General features: G+C 54.9%; 14 protein-coding genes. 2 read left to right on the top strand and 12 right to left on the bottom strand.

Going from position 1 to position 19,414, the window contains the following annotated elements:
- Window positions 1–166: 166 nt before the first annotated feature.
- The 10 genes from coaE to VKV29_RS12480 form a co-directional block, all read right to left on the bottom strand.
- Complete coding sequence (coaE, locus tag VKV29_RS12435; protein WP_324201630.1) at window positions 167–820, bottom strand: dephospho-CoA kinase; 654 nt, start codon at window positions 818–820, stop codon at window positions 167–169.
- Window positions 821–850: 30 nt separating this feature from the next.
- Complete coding sequence (locus VKV29_RS12440) at window positions 851–2,401, bottom strand: 30S ribosomal protein S1 (protein WP_324201631.1); 1,551 nt, start codon at window positions 2,399–2,401, stop codon at window positions 851–853.
- Window positions 2,402–2,653: 252 nt separating this feature from the next.
- On the bottom strand, window positions 2,654–5,227 hold the full coding sequence (gene secD / locus VKV29_RS12445) for a protein translocase subunit SecD (RefSeq protein WP_324201632.1): 2,574 nt from the start codon (window positions 5,225–5,227) through the stop codon (window positions 2,654–2,656).
- A gap of 158 nt (window positions 5,228–5,385) precedes the next feature.
- A complete protein-coding gene (locus tag VKV29_RS12450; RefSeq protein ID WP_324201633.1) occupies window positions 5,386–6,567 on the bottom strand; it encodes a phosphopentomutase in 1,182 nt (393 codons plus the stop codon).
- A 42-nt stretch (window positions 6,568–6,609) separates the two neighbouring features.
- On the bottom strand, window positions 6,610–7,629 hold the full coding sequence (locus VKV29_RS12455; protein WP_324201634.1) for a zinc-binding alcohol dehydrogenase family protein: 1,020 nt from the start codon (window positions 7,627–7,629) through the stop codon (window positions 6,610–6,612).
- Window positions 7,626–8,753 (bottom strand): altronate dehydrogenase, encoded by a 1,128-nt coding sequence (locus VKV29_RS12460; RefSeq protein WP_324201635.1) that lies wholly within the window; start codon window positions 8,751–8,753, stop codon window positions 7,626–7,628. The genes VKV29_RS12455 and VKV29_RS12460 overlap by 4 nt, the downstream gene beginning before the upstream one ends.
- Window positions 8,754–9,680, bottom strand: a complete 927-nt coding sequence (locus VKV29_RS12465; RefSeq protein WP_324201636.1) for an aldo/keto reductase — start codon at window positions 9,678–9,680, stop codon at window positions 8,754–8,756.
- On the bottom strand, window positions 9,677–10,054 hold the full coding sequence (locus tag VKV29_RS12470; protein WP_324201637.1) for an MGMT family protein: 378 nt from the start codon (window positions 10,052–10,054) through the stop codon (window positions 9,677–9,679). The genes VKV29_RS12465 and VKV29_RS12470 overlap by 4 nt, the downstream gene beginning before the upstream one ends.
- A 2-nt stretch (window positions 10,055–10,056) precedes the next feature.
- Window positions 10,057–11,085 carry a Gfo/Idh/MocA family oxidoreductase gene (locus tag VKV29_RS12475; protein WP_324201638.1) on the bottom strand — a complete coding sequence of 343 codons (1,029 nt, stop codon included), beginning with the start codon at window positions 11,083–11,085 and terminating at the stop codon, window positions 10,057–10,059.
- A 177-nt stretch (window positions 11,086–11,262) separates the two neighbouring features.
- Window positions 11,263–12,183 (bottom strand): hypothetical protein, encoded by a 921-nt coding sequence (locus VKV29_RS12480; protein WP_324201639.1) that lies wholly within the window; start codon window positions 12,181–12,183, stop codon window positions 11,263–11,265.
- A 330-nt stretch (window positions 12,184–12,513) separates the two neighbouring features.
- Here VKV29_RS12480 and VKV29_RS12485 point away from each other — a divergent pair, with 330 nt between their 5' ends.
- Window positions 12,514–13,578, top strand: coding sequence for a LacI family DNA-binding transcriptional regulator (locus VKV29_RS12485; RefSeq protein ID WP_324201640.1), 1,065 nt, complete (start codon window positions 12,514–12,516; stop codon window positions 13,576–13,578).
- 148 nt (window positions 13,579–13,726) lie between these two features.
- Here the strand turns inward: VKV29_RS12485 and VKV29_RS12490 are convergent, their stop codons facing one another.
- Window positions 13,727–15,181 (bottom strand): glycoside hydrolase, encoded by a 1,455-nt coding sequence (locus VKV29_RS12490; protein ID WP_324201641.1) that lies wholly within the window; start codon window positions 15,179–15,181, stop codon window positions 13,727–13,729.
- 451 nt (window positions 15,182–15,632) lie between these two features.
- On the opposite strand from VKV29_RS12490, the gene VKV29_RS12495 reads away from it, so the two are divergent.
- Complete coding sequence (locus VKV29_RS12495; protein WP_324201642.1) at window positions 15,633–17,075, top strand: flagellin; 1,443 nt, start codon at window positions 15,633–15,635, stop codon at window positions 17,073–17,075.
- A 146-nt stretch (window positions 17,076–17,221) separates the two neighbouring features.
- Here VKV29_RS12495 and VKV29_RS12500 read toward each other — a convergent pair whose 3' ends face one another.
- The gene (locus tag VKV29_RS12500) at window positions 17,222–19,204 is read right to left on the bottom strand and encodes a TonB-dependent receptor plug domain-containing protein (RefSeq protein WP_324201643.1); all 1,983 of its coding nucleotides are present in this window, start codon (window positions 19,202–19,204) and stop codon (window positions 17,222–17,224) included.
- Window positions 19,205–19,414 lie beyond the last annotated feature (210 nt).

Genomic DNA, 19,414 nt, shown 5'->3' on the forward strand with positions numbered 1-19,414 from the left:
ATTCGATTCGCGAACAGACCGCACATCGGCCCTTATAAAGGGGGGAAAACGGGTCGGGAGGGAGTGCCCGACACGGCATAGGTGCTGTGTCGTTTGCATTATATCACAGCGCCGTGCAAATTGCAAGTACTTTTTTTGTGTGAAAGGCATTCTTTTTGTAGAGCCGTTATTCGATAAATTGCGGTCGGTGTATTTGGAAGGGTCTTTCCTGGCCTTGCGCCTCTTGTCGCAGGATGTTCCACAGACGGAGAACAGCATGATGAAACTGTGAGATGTCCCCCTCATTCCTCAAAACGTAGTCGGCACGCGCAGCCTTTTGTTCCACAGGCCATTGTGCCGCAAGGCGCAGTTTGGCCTCCTTTTTAGATAACATATCCCGTGCTTGTATTCGTTCCAGCAACACCGCCTCCGGTGCGAATACGGCAACGGTTCGATGAAACCACCCTTCCAGATGAACCTCGAATAGCAGCGGAACCTCCACGACCACGATCGTATCCGCTGCAAAATCGTAGCGACAGGCTTCCATCTGCGCCCAGAGGAGCCTCAGGATCGCCGGGTGGAGCAAACGCTCCAGTCTCTGGCGGGTCTGCGCATCGGCGAAGATGCGCTTAGCCAGATAAGCCCGATTGAGCGCCCCGGAAGGCAAGAGCACTTGTGGCCCGAAGGTTCGTGCGATCTCCGAAACGAGGGGACTATTCGCCCCGGTTACGGCCCGCGAGGCCTCGTCCGCACTGAAGCGGATCGCTCCTAGACTTTCCAGAATGTGGGCTGCAAGGCTTTTGCCCGACGCCACCCCTCCTGTTAGCCCTACGGCGAACACGATGTCGCAGGTACCTTTGAGGCGATACCTTTAGCCCTCTTCCTCTCCCGAGGAGGCATCTTCGAGTTCCTCATCTAGGAGAACCTCCTCCTCCCCGATCTCTTCCTGACGCGCACGGCGCCTCGCGGCCTTGAAGGCATCGCGCAGGGTGTTGAGGGGCTGCTCCTCAGGCTCGCCAGCGTAGCGCCCATAATCCTCATCTTCATCCGAGCGCCGACCTCGCTTTTTACTTCGTTTCCGCTTACTGCTGGCAGGTTCGGTCGGCGGTGGTGGCGGTGGCTCCTCAACCACAACAGGTTCCGCAGGAACGGCGGCCCGTTGTGATAGGGTCATTTTTCGTTCATCTAGGCGCAGGCGCAGCAGCTTTACCGTAACCTCTTCCCCTACCGCAGGGGGCATAATACGGCCGGAGCCATCGCGAAGCATTTCAGAATTCGGCAAATACCCCTCGATTCCCTCCTCAAGTTGCACAAAGGCGCCCGAATCGATCACACGGGTTACCGTGCCTGTCAGCACGTCTCCTTCACGATAAAGAGTCGCCACCTTCTCCCAAGGGTCCGGCTGCGTCCGTCGCAGACTGAGAGAGACCCGCTCCTGCTCGAAGTCCACTTTGATGATATAGACATCTATCTCTTGTCCCTCGCGTAGCACCTCTTTGGGATGGTTAAGGCGGCCCCATGACATCTCGGAGATATGCAATAGCCCATCAATACCGCCCAGGTCCACAAAGGCGCCATAGTTGGTGAGACGACGCACCACGCCACGCCGGATCTGCCCCGGCTCGATACTGGCCTTCGCCTCTTCGAGCCTACGGCGCCGTTCTTCCTCCACAGCAAGCCGATTCGAGAGGATGATCTTTTTATGACTGCGGTCTACCTCTAAAACCTTAAGGGGAATAGTCTTTCCCACATAGCGCTCCAAGTTAACCCGTGGCCCTTCAAGCCCTACATGCGAGGCGGGAACAAAACCGATGAGAGCCTGCTGACCGACGGCTACCTGCAGTCCTCCTTTTACATGGGCCACTACTTTACCCTCGACATTCGTGTTCGTTGAGAGCGCTTGTTTTAGCTCCACCCAAGTTCGCTCCAGATCGGCCCGTCGTTTCGAGAGAATGGGGTTTCCAAAGTCATTCTCCGGCTCAAGCACATAAACCCATATCCGCTCCCCAACGGAGACCACGGTTTCGGGCGGCACATTGCTCTGGCGCGATAGCTCGTTTAGCGGAATAATGCCTTCCGATTTGGCTCCTACATCAACAAGCACCTCCTCACGGTCTATCCGCATCACCACGCCTTCAATAATATCTCCCTTACGCAGCTCTCGAAACGAGCTGGCATAGTCGGTTCCAATGTCCTCGGCATCACTTGTCTCTGCCGCAGGCGAAGCGGGTGGCTCAGGAGGCTGTAAAGTGGCCTCTTCTTCCTCCTCAGCCCTTGTGGTTTCTGAAGAGACAACGGCCGATGCCAACTCCTCTTGCGCCGGTTGTTCGCTTAGGGAACCTTCCTGCGCAGAGGGCTGCTCTTCAGGTTCACTTTGGGCATGAACCTCCAATGTGCGCTCCTGAACCGTTTCATCCGACATATTCTCTCTTTACTCCTCTCGGCACAGCACCAAAGCTCTTGGTGAAGGCTCCTCATGCAGTGCCCAATACAGTAGGTTAATTCGTCTTTTTGTAGCGCGATTCCTTCTTTTTTCTAACGAGATTCGCTCTTATTGCGCACGAAATACTTATCTACGGCTCTACGCTGGCGCCAAACCGTCGAGTAAGAAAAGACGCAGGCTTCTTCCCACAAAAGATGAACGCTATTTTAACGAAGGTATCCTTCTAAGCCGTTACAGTCTTCGCCGACGCACCGGGCGACGGCGACGCGCCCCTGCTTTGCTCTCCGAAGAGCTACCCGTGCCCGATTCGGCATTGCCGGTTGGAGCCGGCGTTGTTGCCACCTCCGGCTCGGACTTGGGTGTAACAATGGGTCTATCCCCCGGCACGGTGAGCACCGACTTTGTCGAGACACTTGTAGAGGGCGTAGCAAGAATGGGGGCCACCACCTTGTCTTGGCCTCGGAAACGCTTCCAAAGCACCAACAGAACGCTGGCATTGAAGATGGAAGAGTAGGTTCCGCTGATGATCCCGATAAGCAACGCCGCCGCAAACTGATGGATCTCGCTGCTTCCGAAGATGAAGAGGGCGAGTAAAACCAAAATAACGGTAAAAGAGGTTTTTATAGAACGCGAAAAGGTCTGGTTGATCGAGCGATCCACGAGGGAAGAGAACGTCTCACCACGTGCTCGATGTAGCAGGTTTTCTCGAATGCGGTCGAAAATGATAATCGTGTCGTGCACGGAGAACCCGATGACCGTAAGCATGGCCGTAACGAAGAGACTATCTATCTGCCAATTGTAGAGAAGGCCTAGAATAGCGAAGCTGCCCCAAAGCACGGCCACATCATGCACCAACGCCAATACAGCACAAATCCCATACTGAAGCCCTTCGAGGAAACCACCGATGGCGAATCGGAAGGCGAGGTAGAACACGATAAGCAGTTCGGCAATAATCACCGCCTTCACGGCATCCTCCGTGAGCTGGCGGCTCACCGTGCCGCTAACGTCGGCGTAGGCGACTGTGGCGGGCGTTAAGCCGGGCACGAGGTCGGCTCCGTTATGGGTTAGCGCATCTATCAATTGAATGCGCTGCTCGTTGGTCAGCCGCCGTGTGGTAACAATCGCCAAGTGTTTATCTATCGGGGCGTTCGGCTCTTCCGAAATTACAACGCGGCTGTCTTTATAGCCGTTCTGCATCAAAATGCGCTCGATTTCGGCAGCGGTATGCGGCGTTTTATAGGAGAGCGTTATCTCGGTGCCTCCCTTGAAATCTATGGAAGGCTTGATACCCCCCATCCCCCAAGCGATCATGCCCGGCACAATAACCAAGGCGGATATGCCCAACCAGAGCCAAGGCCATCGCATCACGCGGAGGTTCCAAGAGCGGTCGCTAAGCCCGTACATCTTTTCGTTGCGTGCAAAATCGAAGTTAACAAGGGCAAAGAGGAAAGTGCGCGTAACGGTGATGGCCGTAAACATACTTACGGCCACGCCAAAGCCAAGCGTCAACGCGAAGCCACGAATAGGCCCTGTACCGAAGTAGTAGAGCACGCAACAGGTGATGACCGTACAGACGTTCGAGTCGAAGATGGCAGAGAAGGCGCGATTAAAACCGGCATCAATAGCGGCCCGCAACGGCTGCCCCGCCCGCAACTCCTCTTTAAAGCGCTCGAAAATAAGAATGTTGGCATCTACCGCCATTCCGATGGATAAGATGAACCCCGCTATGCCAGGCAGAGTAAAGGTAACCGGAATCAGCTTAAAAATGGCAATAGAGAAGAACGCATAGAGAATGAGAGCCACATCCGCAAGCAATCCGGGCAGGCGGTACCAAAATAGCATGAACAGTAAAACTAGAACTAGCCCCCAAACTCCCGCAATCGTGGTTGTGTGAACGGCCTCCTGCCCCAAAGTCGCCTCCAGGCTCCGCACCTCTTGCAACTGGAGGGGCACGGGCAGCGCACCGGCATTCAGCTCATCGGCAAGCGCTTTGGCCTCTTTAAGGGTGGCGATGCCTTCAATCTGCCCTTGACCCGATATCACGCTCTCGATATAGGGCGCCGTAAGCAGGCGGTTATCCAAGAAAATCCCCAAATAACGCCCGATATTGGCCCTCGTCGCCTGCTCGAAAGCCGCCGAACCTTTCTCGTTAAACTGGAACGTGAGAATGGGCTTGTTGGTGATGGGGTCTAAGCGGGCTTCACAGTTCGGTAAGAGGTCAGCGCCGGTTGCCACCAGAAGGTTGGGGTTGTCGAAGACCTGCTCTTGCAGCTCTTGTGGCGTCACCGGTTTGCCGGTTTGGTTGTCAATCAGCACATCCACTTCGGCGCCGGTTTTGGGGTCTCTTTGTATCTCCTGATGCCATATAGCAGGCCGCGAGTTGTCGTGGCTGCCGAGTTGTGGTAGCAGGTAGAACCGAAGGTCGGCAGTGGCTTTCAATTCATTAATAGCCGCCTGCCGATCGCGCACACCGGGCAGCTCTACAATGATCTGGTTCGTTTCGGGACGGGTAATAATCAGGGGTTCGGTTACACCGGAGAAGTTAACGCGATTTTCGATGATGTGACGAACGAGCGAGAGCTGTTCGGGCCCCCACGGATGCCCCGGATGCTCTTTGTTATAGAGGTCTACATCGGGATGGAGGACAACGCGCAGACCTCCACGAATGTCAAGCCCATAGCGCGGCCTGGTATCGAGGTGAAAAGGCCCTATATGCCAATCTCGCTTTGTTACAGAGACAAAAATCGAGAATATGGCCAGCACTAAAATGAGAAGAAGCATTCTCCGATTTTGCGATGTGGTCAAGACAACCCCTCCGTCCCGAAATTTACAAACGATAGCGGTTTTGAGGCATACCAAAGGGCGGATCGTCTCATGCCCTACGATCCGCTGCCTGTTTTCCTCAAATTGCAAGAGATATATTATCCTGTACTCTTCCCCTGTGTCAAGCTGTGCCCTGTTTTCTAGGAGACGAGCAGTTCCGATAAAAAGCTTGTGCCGTGCTCGCCCGGCGGCAACCGGAAGGCATCGCGAATGGTTGCTGCGATATCGGCATAGGTTTGGCGCACACCTAACGCCACTCCCTGCCGCAGATCGGGGCCGTAAGCAAGTAGAAAGGGGTACTCCCGAGAATGATCGGTAGAGGGTGTGGTAGGATCGTTGCCATGATCCGCCGTGATCAGCAGCAAGTCACCAGGTTTCAGAGCTTCCAAAATGGCGGGCAGTGCGGCATCCCAAGCCTCAAGGGCCTTCGCCATCCCTTGCGGATCGTTGCGATGGCCGTAGAGCATATCAAAATCCTCCAAATTGGCGAAGATGAGTGAGGAGCGGTTCTCTTGGGCGGCACGCAACAGGGCGGCTGTGTGGTCGGCATTGTTGGTGGTATGGTCCCAGGTGTCAATGCCGCGCCCGTTAAAAATCTCGTAGATTTTGCCGATGGCGTGTACTTTGTGCCCCGCCTCCTGCAGTGCATCCAAAACGGTTGGTGGAGGCGTTAGGGGGAAATCTTTACGGCGTTCCGTACGATAAAAATGCCCCGGCTCCCCCGCAAAGGGGCGGCATATCACCCGTCCCACCGCGTTTTCTCCTTTCAGGAGATCGCGGGCGATCTGGCAGATGGCGTATTGGCGCTCAATAGGATAGATCGCTTCGTGCATTGCCACCTGAAAGACGCTATCAGCGGAAGTGTAGACAATAGGATAGCCTGTCCGCAGATGCTCCTCACCGAGCTGCTGAATAATAACGGTGCCCGAAGCCGGAACGTTGCCGAGCGTCTTGGTGCCGATAGCCTCCTCGAAAGCCTGGATAATCTCCTTTGGAAAGCCGTGTGGGTAGGTGGGGAAAGGCCGCGTCTGTATCAGCCCGGCCATCTCCCAATGCCCCGTCATTGTGTCCTTTCCGGCAGAGGCCTCGCGCATCTTGCCCCAGCCTGCAAGAGAGTTCGGTTCCGGCGGAACTCCCTTGATAGGGGTCACATTGCCAAGGCCGAGTCGCCCCATCGTAGGCAGTTTTAGGCCTCCCACGGCGTCGGCTGTATGGGCCAAGGTGTTGCTGCCCTCATCCCCGTAGGCGGCAGCATCGGGCAACTCACCGGCCCCCACGCCGTCCAGCACCGCGATCAGAATTCGATTTCGTTTTTGCTCCAAGACCGGATGTCTCCTTCAAGCTTTCCTTGCCGACAATCGCTCCTAGTCGAACACGATCATCGGCTTGATAATGGCGCGATCGGGTGCCGTCCACTGCAGAAAGCGCTCCGGCACCTCCTCACACTTAGCACGTTCGCCCACCCAAGGCTCTATGGCGATCTTTGCGGCCTCAAAGAGGCGAATGACCTGCATAAACTCCTCAGGGCGCGCGTTACGTGTGGCCAAAAGCGTGGTTTCACGCCGATGGAAATCTGGGTCGTTAAAAGTGACGTCTCCTTGGAATAGCCCCACGAAAACCAGCTTCCCACTATGGGCTACATAGCGGAAGGCCTGCATCATGGAGTTCGGGTTGCCGGTTGCATCGAAAACAACGGTCGCCAGTTCGCCCTTACTTATCTCCAGCAAAGCCTCCAAAGGGTTCTGCGTAGCATCTATTGTGTGGGCTACATGCAGCTTCTCACGGCAAAAGGCAAGGCGTTTGGGGTTGGTATCCATTACGATAGGCGTACCGCCGGCAAGCTGCACAAACTCCAATACGCTTAACCCTATGGGGCCGGCCCCTACCACCAGCACAAGCTCACCCGGCTTGGGGTCGGCGCGATAGACCGCATGGGCGCCGATGCACAGCGTCTCCACTAAAGCGAGCTGCTCCCACGAAAGGCTGTTGGCACGATGCAGTTTCTGAAGAGGGACGGCGACGAACTCCCGCATGCCACCGTCTATTCCCACGCCCATCACTTTTAGGTTCAAGCAGCAGTTCGGTGCCCCGCGCCGGCAAGCCACACATCGCCCACAATGAAGATAAGGCTCAACGGCACAGCGATCGCCTGGCTCCAGCCCCCTATCGTTGGGGCCGATCTCAACGATTTCGACTCCTAGCTCATGCCCTAAAATGCGTGGATAAGAAAAGAACGGTTGACGCCCGTGAAAGGCATGCAGATCGGTACCGCAAACGCCCACACGATGCACGCGCACCAAGGCTTCCGTTTTCGGGTCGAAAGTAGGTTGCGGCGTATCCGCCAAAACCAGACGGCCCGGCTGCTCTAAGATCAAGGTTTTCATGATGGTGCTCCTTCTGGATGAAACGCGATCGCCTGTTCCAAAAGGCGAGGGGTTTTGCCAAAGCGCGCCTTATACTCTTCGTACGTAGGAAGCAGGCGCACCGGCACTTTTTGACGATGGTTTTTGGCGATATCGGTTAGCCGATGGTGCAGGAAGGGGTTTGCAAAGCGCTCAAGAACCTGCTCCGCGAAGGCTTTGGGGTCTTCCACGCGCCCTTCGAGGGTCGGCACGATCTCGTCAAATAACAGACGTTTCAGCCACGTGAGAACTTCGGGGTCGGCCAACGCCTCTCTTACCGTTTGGTAACCACGCGGCATGGCCTGACTCAATAGAGCGGTATGGGCTCCGTTGAGAATGCGCACCTTTCGCAAAAAATAGGGTTCTACGTCGGGCACGCGCAAAATAGGGGGCAGTTCGGGGAACGGCCCCGGCAAAGGCTTGTTTTCCAAAGCCCAAAGCGCGTAAGGCTCGGCGACGGCCAGCAACGCATCTTCGGGAAAGAGGGTGTAGTCGGGTGGGCGATCGGTCACGATACGGTCTACCAAGGTATTGGTCCAAACACACTCTTCCTGTAACCATTGCAGCAACGCCTCTCTCTCCTGCCAGGCTTTTGCCTGAGAAAGAACGAGCGAAAGCAACAGATCGGCATTATGCTCGCGCAATTCGCAGGGAATGATGGCCACTCCGGGAAGCCCCGCTTCAAAACGCGCCCTCAAAAGTGCAAGTAGACGTGCGGGAAAAGAGGCAGGTGGTTTAGCATCTCGCGAGTCGCCCTCTGCAAGCGCCAAACCGGCCTCGGTGGTATTAGAGATAATGAAGCGCAAATGGGGGGAGCGGGCAAGCGCCACGATCTCCTCCCACTGACGTTGAATGATCAGCGCGTGCTGCACACAGGCCACCTCATGAACCGTATCTATTGTCTCTCCCCGATCGATTCCTCGAATGGCCACATGAAAGCGCCCCTGTTGCGCATTCAGCTTCTCGGCATAGCCCGAATCGGTGGACTGCAGCACCACCACCTGCCCGATTCCTTGGCCGGCTTCGTTGGCTTGTTGAACGAAAAGATCGGTGAAAGCGCGCAGAAAACGCCCCCCGCCAAACTGCAGTATTGTGGTGTTGCTCATTTATTGATTCTCCGGTCTCCCACTAGGCCAGGTTGTAACGATTCCTTGAAAGAACCCGCGAACTTTATGAAGTAGTTGCAAATCGGGCATCGCACCCACACAACGCAGATTCCTCTCCAGCGTTTTACGGTCGGCCATACCCACCAGCGTTACATGGATGGCCGGATTGGCCAATGCGAACTGCAGCGCCAGCTCTGCGAGGTCTTTGCCCTTTTCCCGACAAAAGGCGGCCGCTTGTGCGGCGGCCATCCGAAGGGCCTCCGAAGCGGGATGCCAATTCGGCGGGCCTGCATCTGTTAACAACCCCATGGCCAACGGCGAGGCGTTAACGATGCCCAGTTTCTGCTCCTGAAACCACGGGAGCAAGCTCTCCAAATCGGTGTTGCAGAGTGTGTAGCGACAGTAAGAGAGAACGGTATCTACCTTAGCACGAGGCAGCACATAACGAAAGATGTAAAGAGGATAGCCCGTGATGCCGATGAAGCGCACCTTGCCCTGCTGCCGCAACCGCTCCAAGGCCGGCAGTGTCTCCTCCACGATCTGGTTTAGGGAGCCAAACTCGATGTCGTGACATTGGATGACATCAATGGTCTCCACGCCGAGCCGCTGTAAGCTCTCCTCCACGCTGCTAACGACCCTATCGGCAGAAAAATCGAACCGATCTGTGTCGTAGCGCCCCACTTTGGTGGCCAAGATATAGGCTTTGCGTGGGATAGTTCTTAAGGCACGCCCTAGAACGCTTTCCGCGCGAGTACGCCCGTAGTAGGGCGCCACATCGAAGTAGTTAATGCCGGCGTCGAGGGCCGCGTGAACCGTGCGAATCCCCTCCGTCTCATCAATCGGGCCGAACTCGCCACCTAAAGGAGAGGCCCCGTAACCGAGGATCGAGGCGCGTAAACCGGTTGCACCTAGCTCACGATAGATCATCGCACCTCTTCCGCCGGTTCAAACAGGGAAGGCCCCGGAAACCACTGTGCTTTGGCCATATCTACACGATATGGGTCGCTCGGGTGAAAGGGCACTCCTTCGGCTCGGAGCAACGTGATCTGCCGTTGCATCGCCTCCGGCGCCCTTTTTGCGATGGGGAGGTAGCCCCCTGCCCCAACCACCCTTTGCCAGGGAACATCGGGCGGCGCGTAGCGCATCGCCACCCCCACCTGGCGCGCTGTAAGTCGCATCTCCTCCACCATCTCGGCCACCTGTCCGTACGTCACCACCTTACCCGGGGGCACGCGCCGTACGAAGGCATAGACTACCTCGTAGGAGTCGCGCCCATCCGGTGCTTCGAGAACCCGCGCCATCCCTAAAAAACGACCTCTCGATGTTCGCGGGCTGCTTTATAGCAGTTTTCCAGCATCTGCGTTAGCGCCCAGGCATCGTAGATGTTGATGGTCGGTACGGTGCCCTCGCGAATAGCGCTTACCCACTGCTCCATCGGTGAGGGCAGCGCTTTCGGCAAGGACGACGGCGATGGCGTTACGCAACCTTGGATTTCCCCGGAAGTTACGCGCTGGCTGATCAACTGAATGCGAGGCCCTGCCGGCCCCTGGTCAATGCCCAGATAGCCTTGGGTTCCGTAAATCTCCAGCGGGTTGGGACCGTAGCGATGCACCCAAGAGACATCCAGAATACCGATGGCACCGCTTCGAAAGGTAACGGTGGCCACCATATTGTCATCCACCTCGTAGGCGCCGCTGAAGTTCGTCATCTGGGCGACCACGGAGGCCGGCTCACCGAGGAACCATCGCATGATGTCTACTCTGTGACACCCTAAGTCAAAGAAGGCTCCCCCCCCGGCCTTGCTCTCCTCACCGAACCAGGCAGAACCGCCGGAGAACCAGCGATCGAGAGCGGCCATATGGGCAACGCGCGCTCGCATAAGGGTGATGTCTCCCAAGTAGTTCTCATCTATCAGCTTCTTAGCAAACAGAATCTCCGGACGGGTGCGCGATGGCAGCGAGATCATGAATCGAATACCGGCGTCCTCCACAGCACGCATCACCTCAGTAGCCTCTTGCACGGTAATGGTGAGCGCCTTCTCGGTAAAGATATGTTTTTTTGCCTGTGCGGCGGCCACCAGAATATCACGATGCATGAAGGTGGGTGCATTCACCACCACCGCTTCCACCTCGGGAAGGTTCAAAACCTGATCCAGCAGCGCATAAAAGGGCACCCCCCGGCGCTCTGCTTCCATACGTCCCCGGGCCGGGTCTTCATCCCACACGGCCACCAACTTCAGATGGGGGTTCGCTTCGATTTGAGCCGCATAGTCGCGCGCATGGACGTGCGCGAAAGAAAGCATTGCTACCCCGATCTTCCCGTCTTCTGCCAATGTCTCATCTCCTTGTTCAAAAAGTTTTTCAAGACGTTTTTCAATTCGATGCCCCTATAGCTTTCTCCTGCCAAAGGGTTTGGGGGAGGCATAAGGTTTGAGGGTCTATATGGAGTGGCAGCAGTTTTCTTTACACCTTGTTGTTTTGATAGCCTATTGGTAACAGACGAAGCAAACTTAAAGGCTCTTCTCTCTATCGGATGGTTCGTCCGCCGAGCGCAGCAACGATGTTCGGCTCGTCTCTTTGCCACCATAAGCGCCAGAAATAGCCGGATGCAGCAGATCGGCGAAAGGATCGGGAGGGTCGGCTGGGCGCAGTAGTGTGAGAGGGTTTGGAGCCGCGTTCTGCTGCGCAATGATGTGCACAGCGCGGGCGATACGTCGTGAGAGCGGCCAATCGGTCTCTGCGGTTTCGCGATGCAGTCGTGCTAAAGCCATCAGCACTTGCGGTTCGGCGATCTCCTCTAACATGCCCACCACGTTCATGCGCAGGGCATGATCTTTTACATAGTGAAGCCCAAAAAGCAGGTGCTGTGTTGCGTGAACCGCACGCAGCCACTGCAGGGCACAGCGAGCGGCCTCGCGTGCAATAGGGTCGTCGGCGTCGAGCTGTTGCCAAAGAACGGTGAGGTCTTGAGGGTGCTGGGTTAGCAGTGCATGTCGAAACGTCCATTCAAGCCAGTAGACTTGCGGCTTCGGAGCGAGGAAGAAGGCCTCCTTATGATACAGCACAACCAAGGTGTGACAGAGAGTTTCGGCCAACTTGGGGTCGGCAACATATAGGGCGGGGAAGAGGCTGACCATCACATACGTTAAAAGCAAGTTAGGCTGGTTTTCTAATTGGTGGATGGCGTGGATAGCAGCGGTGATTACGGCCTGTCGCTGATATCGGAGATATTTAGGTTTTTTCGGGTTCTGTCGGAGCAAGGTCGCCAGAAATGTATCAACAGCCCAGTTCTGCTCCTGCTTTACGGCAAGAGGCATCTCTTTAGGCCCCCTATAGAGGCTCTGCGCGGCAGCAATCGCCGCCTCTTCTCTCTCCCACAGCAGTGGGAGATACCGCCTTATAGGTTCTGATGACTCCAGCGCATTCATCATTTGCCTCTCACAACAAACCGCATCACACCCACAATTCTATTTTGACAGATTTTCACCAAGTTGTCTCAAACCGAGATAGCTAGACCAAAAGTGACTATTCAAGCTCACATCCTAGCCTCAATTGTTAGAAGCCTCTCAATTGTACGAAAGCCAATGCTCGCCTTCTCCAGCGAGACAGGGAAGCGCACTCGCTACTTCACGCGCCAAGCGGAAGGTATAATTGTGCCATGAATATCTGTTTCGTGAGATGTTGATCGTCAAAATCGGTTTTTTGTGCTCTTTTATGTCTAATTTCGTTTTATATCGCAAATCCCTCCAACAGGATTAAACATGTCGCCACCTCAAGAACCGAATCGGCATAGAGCGAAGCGAGCTACCCTAGCTCAAGTGGCAAAGCGTGCCGGAGTCTCGAAAACAACGGCCTCTTTTGTGCTTACCGGCAAGGCCGAACAACACCGCATATCCGAAGAGGTGCTTAGGCGCGTGCGGCAGGCGGCAGCTGAACTCGACTATGTGCCTAATCGCCTTGTGCACTCCTTGCGTCGGGGCACTACGCGCATCCTCTCCTTCTATAACGGCTTTCGTAATCGCTCTGCTGACGATCTCTACCTTGATATCTTCACCTCCGCCATTGAACGGGCGGCAGGAAAGCGCGGTTACGACATCCTCGTCCACTGCGATTTTAGCCGTACACCCATCGAGGAATATCGCCATCTTAACGGAGGCGTTGTGGATGGGGTGCTATTGTGGGCACCGCGTCGCCATGATCCGCTGTTGCCCTACCTACGTCGCTCACGCCTGCCCACCGTGCTCGTCTCACGTTTTGACCCCGAAGGCGCGCTTCCAGGGGTATGCGACGACACGGCCTCGGGCATTCAACAACTGGCCGAACGGCTCTATCGGTTGGGACACCATGATGTGGCCATTTTGGCTGAACTGAGCGACAGGCTCTATGAAACAGAGGAGCGCATCGAGCAGATGCGGACGGCGCTGCGCACCTACGGGGTCGAGATTCCACCTGAGCGTATTATAGACTATCATGGCATTATGACCGGCCCTCTACAGCAACTTCTCTGCAGTGCTCATCCTCCGACCGCCCTCTTTTGTTGGCGCGATCGCCTCGCGTACTGGGTGCTTGAAATCTGCGAAAGCTTAGGTGTAAAAATTCCCGAACAGCTTTCGATAGTGGGCTACGACGGTCTCTACTGGCCGGCAGCAACACGGCATCGTGTGACCTCGGTGAAAGTAGACCTGAACGCACTGGCGGAAGCGGCCGTCGCGCTCCTGGTGGATTACGTGGAGGGACGCGAAGTTGAGATACGCCAGACGCTAGTACCCGTTACGATTCTAGAAGGAACGACATTAGGCCCGGCGCCTCCAAAAACGAGAGACTGAATTTAAGCTCACGAATACTTTTTAGAGAATACCTCCGTCTTGACCGCCCCATGGATACCCAACAAGTCATAATCCCTACTTAAGGGAAACGAAACCTTTCGTCCTAAAATGGCGTGGCAACTCGAGCGTCCGTACCGTCTAAACGGTGCTAGTGCTCCAACATTCCCGTCAATGTGGTTACTGAGCGGGACGCAAGAATGTAAGGTTTGGTCGAAGTTAAGGGGGAATACGACTTGAGATCGTCTGTAGCACTGGTTACATGGGGCGTTAAAGCCCCTAGATGCGCATTTTTTGCCTGAACCGCTACGGGCACCGCCCGATCTGTCGTGTTGGTAAGCACAACAGCTACTCGGTCAACCTCCGGCGAAACGTAGGCCGAAGCGAGCACACCCTCCAAGCCGTCGTCCCCCTCGATATGCACCCGCCTCCATCCAGGCCGAAGGAAACGGCTATAGTTGCCCAATACCCATAAGGTCTTCGAGGGATAGATGGTTTCCGTGTCTCCCGTCTTCTGATAGTCCGTGTAGATCAATCCATCCTTATAGTCGTAGTGAGAAACGGCCGTCCACCAGTTCCACGCCGCCGCATTGGCGTAAGCTAGGTCAGCATGGATCACCCGCGCCACACGGAGTGCCGTCTCCATCGAGAGGTCTCTCTTCCATTCCATAACACAGTATTCTGTTTGCCAGAAAGCCCACCCAGGATAGCTCGCAAACGCCTTTGACACCTGCCCACAAACCGACAGCAGATACCCGTTCGGATGGTCGGAACCGTACCCATGAGCGCCAAGATGTGGGCCGAGCAAGGGTTGAATGGTCGGATCGCCCAATAGTTCTTCCAAATAGTTCCCATAACGGGCTTTATACTTAGCCTCCATCCAATCTACGTAGTGCGTGAGACTTTGAAAGTTGCCCGATTCGACCAAAGCGATCTGCGTAGGCAGCTTCTGCCTTTGTAGTTCTTGATAGAGAGCCATGGTTATGGCTTTAATATCCTCATTGCTCGCCCTGTTGCCCTCCTGATTGCAGCCTCGATTCCATTCCCACTGCGGCTCATTAACCGGGCTAATGTAGTTAAAAACAATTCGCTCATCCTCAACGGGATTGCTCAAAAAGTGATGCAAAATGTCGCCCAAGTAGCGCGCGAAGGCTTTTGTCATCGAGGGGAGCAGGTTGGTAGTGCCAAGCCCATCGGTGCAGTTAGTCAGCCCATTACGTGTCATTCGCGCCGGTGGGCTGTTAACAAACGCCAAAAACTTGGGCACACCGCGTGCTTTGGCCGCTCTCAGAAACCAGCGCTGCCCCGGCAGCCGCTGCCAATCGTAGATGCCGGGGCGCACTTCAAACGTGTCGCCTGTGCGCCAAGGGTCGTGAATGGTCACATGGTTATAGCCGCCGGTTAGGTTGAAGCGCCAGCAGCTCAGCCCTATTCCCTTCTCTATAGAGAAAAGGAGGTCCGCCAACCGTTCCTTATTCGCGTGGCTCCATTCAGCGCCGATGTGGGCGGCCCACCAACAGTCCGAAGCACCAAAATGATCGATTGTCTGATAGCGCATGGTTGGATCGAGAACCAAGATGCGACCTAAAGATGTTGTTGTCTGCATAGAGATAATAATCTGCTAAACTATTTTAGTCTTTCCCAATCTAGATTACCCGATCAGCTCAAGAAAAAGAGGCCAGGTCTCTTTGCCAAGAGACCTGGCCGAGTCCATCAAGGAGAGACACCGTTCTAAAATGGGAGATCAACACCGCTTAAGTTATGCCGCGCTCGCTTGCCAATCCGGTCTGCAAAGACTACCTGCTTTTTTGTGGTGGGCCTCATTCCCCCTACTTCTAACAGTTTTTACTCCAACCTCTCTTCTTTAACAGGAAACCTCGTAGGATTGCCTACATTCCATGCAGAGATAATCTGGCATTACCACTTCAGAGAGCGCTGAACCCATCTGAAGCCGAGCCGTTTTTCCTGTCGTTTTGCAAAACAGGAGGTTCGCACAAAGCAATTCGCTTGCAGTATTAGGCGCTCGAACAACACCCATGGAGGATAACTTTACAGTGATGGATTTCTCTTTCGTCACCAATCTGAACGCGCTTGCGGCCAGTTACTACCTAAACCAAACGAACTCGGCGATTCAGCAGTCTCTGCTTCGCCTTAGCTCCGGCCTTCGTATCAACAGCCCGGCAGACGACCCTTCCGGCTTTCTCATCGCCACCAACTTACAAACCCAAGTAAACGGCATGAACCAAGCCCTTTCCAATATCCAGAACGATGTGAACGAGGTAAAGACCGCCTCTGGGGCGGTGCAGCAGATCGTCACCCTCGTGCAAAACATTCAGGCCAGCGCCCTAGATGCCCAAAGCAACCCCAGCAACGCCGCTGCCGATCAGCAGGCCATTCAGTCGGCCATTGCGGCTATCAACAACATCGCCAACAACACCACCTTCAACGGCATCAGTCTGCTCAACGGTACGGCCGGCACAAGCGCCTCTGTCACCAACAGCAACCTCATAGCAGCGGCCAGCTTTGGCGGCAACTTTGCCAATGGGATAACCCAGTCGGGCAATGTTACCATCACGGTAACCCAAGCTGCCACCATGGCCACCATAACCGGTACGGTGAGCTATGCCAGCGCCAACGCAACCATCGCCAACTCGGGCACGGTTACTATCAACGGCCAAAGCATCGCGGTTAGCTCCGGTCAAACAGTGCAGTCGCTTATTAACAGCATCAACCAAATCTCCAGCCAAACCGGTGTGTCCGCCGGCTTCAGCGGAGGCAAAATCGTTCTTACCCAAACAAACTACGGCGCCAACTACTCCATCACAGAGAGCGATAGCGCCGGCGCCATCATCGCTGCCGGCAACGCTACCACCGCAGTAGGCCAGAACGCTCTGGCAACCGTCACGGCGATGACGCAGATCAACGGCAGCACAGTGGCCCAAACCGTTAACTTCACCGGTGGCGTCAACCCCACCGATTCCGGGCTGCTGCTCAGCGATTCAAGCGGCAATAAAATCCTTCTCACGGCATCCGGCAACTCCACAAGTACAAGCAATGTCGCAGTGGCCAATATCTCTTCCAATCCGGCCCAATTCCAAATCGGCGCCAACGTGGGGCAGACGGTGAGCTTCGCCTTTCAAAACATGCAGGCCTCCCAACTCGGCACCACGGCTATTCCGGGCCAGTCGCTTCAAAGCATCAACGTCACCACGCCCACCGGAGCCGCCAACGCCGTGCAGATAGCGAACGCCGCCCTTAGTCAAGTCACCACCTATGCAGCGGAGTTGGGTAATTTTCAGAAAAATACGCTACAGGCCACCCAAAACTATCTGTCGAACGCGGTAACCAACCTTAGCGCCTCCGTGGCCAATATTATGGACGTGAATGTGGCTCAAGAGAGCGTAAACCTTGCAAACCTGCAGTTGCTACAACAAAGCGGAATAAACGCCCTCTATACGGCCAACAACTTAGGGGCACTCTACCTTAAGCTGCTCCCTTAAAGCGGCACACAAAATAGAGAGCGGCAAACAAGGGAAGGCAGTCTTGCGAGAATGCCTTCCTATTTTATCAGTTGCTGGGCAATAGCTACCATTCTGCTTTAGGCGCGGCCACATTTGCCTCAGCAGGGCTTCTTCGTGCTGAACTTTTAGAAGCTACCGGAAATGGCCAAATAGAAGTTGGTTCTTTGGGGAGCAACCTGAGCCGGCAACGAGCTATCGTTATCGAAAGGAAATTCAATATGACGGTCGTCAAAGAGATTATGCACAATCAATGCAATGGTCAACGGTTCCTTACCCTCGCGCAGCCGATAGCCTATTCTTAACTCGGTTCGCACATAGGCCGGAGCGGTGTAAAAGCCCCCGTCGCCTGTAGTGGCTCCTACAGCCCCCACCAAATGCATCCCCATAAACAGTTCCCAGCGCTCAGCCGGCTCCAAATCCAACCCAACATTGAGCATATGGTTAGGTTGGAAAAGGCCTACCACGCTACTGTCGCTAAAATGCTGGTTCGCGAACGCGTAGTTGAACAGCCCGTGAAGATGCTTCGTCAGCTGTACCTCACTCTCCACTTCAAAACCATAGGTTCGGGCGTTGCCGATATTGCCAAACGTTACGGAAGAGGGCGTACCGGGTGGAAACGGCGGTGAAGGAAAGAAGGTGAGCGGTAGCGATCCAATCAGCCCTTTGATGTTGTTGTAATAGACGCTCACCCCAACAAACCCGTTGGAGAAGCCTTTTCGCCAATCTATTTCGCCCCCTTGCAATCGAATAGCAGCGAGGTGGGTGTTTCCAACAACGCCCTCACTCACCATCGGCGCAACAGGAACCGAGAAACTTGCATAGGACGTTATGAGGCTTGGAATTTGGTAGGAAGTACCGTAGGTAAAGCGGAGGGTTTGCTGCCCTCCCAAATCTTTGACCACTGCGACGCGGGGTGAAAGTCGAGACCCTACCAGCGAGTCGTCGTCATAACGAAATCCTGTATAGGTTATCCAACCCTTACCGAGTTTCGCCTCGTTCTGCACATAAAGCCCAAAGAGATTCTGGTTGTGCCGCCCTGGGGTCGCGATCCCCGCATGGAAGTAGACATGACGTAGGCTCATGCCGTAAACCAGCGTATTGGCTGCATTAAGAGCGTTCTGCTTTTGTAGTTCACCCTCAAACACATAGTGGCGCGTATAATCTACATTTTGCGCGGTCTCAATGTAATTATTGTAGCTTGCTCGAACCATTAGTGGATTAGAAGTGTTCGGCGCATCATAATGGAAAGTTAAATAGGATTGATGGAAGTGTGCCCCTTGAAGAAAAATATCCTGGTAAACGTTCTCGCTAGAATCCACATTTCCCGCTTGCAAACGATAGTTCGCATGCCGACTTTGACGATCCAAATCGAAGCTGACCATCGGTGTGGCATAACTATCCCATACTCCCATCTTTCCGGCCGTTCCATAGCCGCCCGTATGGTTGTAGGCAAAACCCAGAGAAACGGCATCGCCATGGCGGTCAGCAGCGGAAGCCAGAAGCTCGTCATAATCGCTTTTATAGCCGCCAAGGATCGTGCGGAAGCGAAGATTATTTCGCACTCCATTTAGCTCTTCTTGGGGCGTCTTGGTAATGATGTTGATCACGCCGTTAAAAGCGTTCGCGCCATACAGAGTGGAACCAGGGCCTCGCACGACCTCGATTCGTTTCACCTGTAATAACTCAAGCGGTAAGAAAGTCCAGGGAACCCCTCCGCTTACATCCTGATTTACCGGTCGTCCATCAATCATCACCAGGAGGGTGTTTGTTAGCAAAGAGTTTAGGCCACGCAAAGAAACACCGGCTACGGTGGCATTGCTTTCGGAAACGTTCAGCCCCGGCACATAGCGCAGCACATCCAGCAGCGTTACAGCGCCAGAGCTTTCTATCTGATCGACCGTAATAACGGTGACTGCAGCAGGCGCCTGATCTATAGGCTGCTTCGTTCGGGAAGCGCTTACAACATCGAGCTTACCTGCGAAGAGAAGTTCGTTCTCTTGGGAATTTGCCGGCCCCAATTTGGCTTCGAGACAATGCCCCGACATCGTGATGAGGCTTAGCACAAAGGCTAATACACCGTCTGAAAGAATCTTCCATGATTTATGCAAGGTTCCATCCTTGAAAAGAGGGCCAAGAGACTCAAGAGGATGCCTGCACTAGGCAGCGCGCCGTTGAGCCTCTTGCTGCTCTTTGAGTTGTTCACGCACAGCCCTTACGAAGATGGGCACGAGGTTGGGATCGAACTGCGTGCCGGCGCCGCGCTCTATCTCTTGCAACGCCGTTTCCACATCCAAGCCGGCGCGATAGGGCCGATCCAT

Source organism: Chthonomonas sp. (assembly GCF_035294165.1).
In the GTDB taxonomy this organism is placed as follows: Bacteria; Armatimonadota; Chthonomonadetes; order Chthonomonadales; family Chthonomonadaceae; genus Chthonomonas.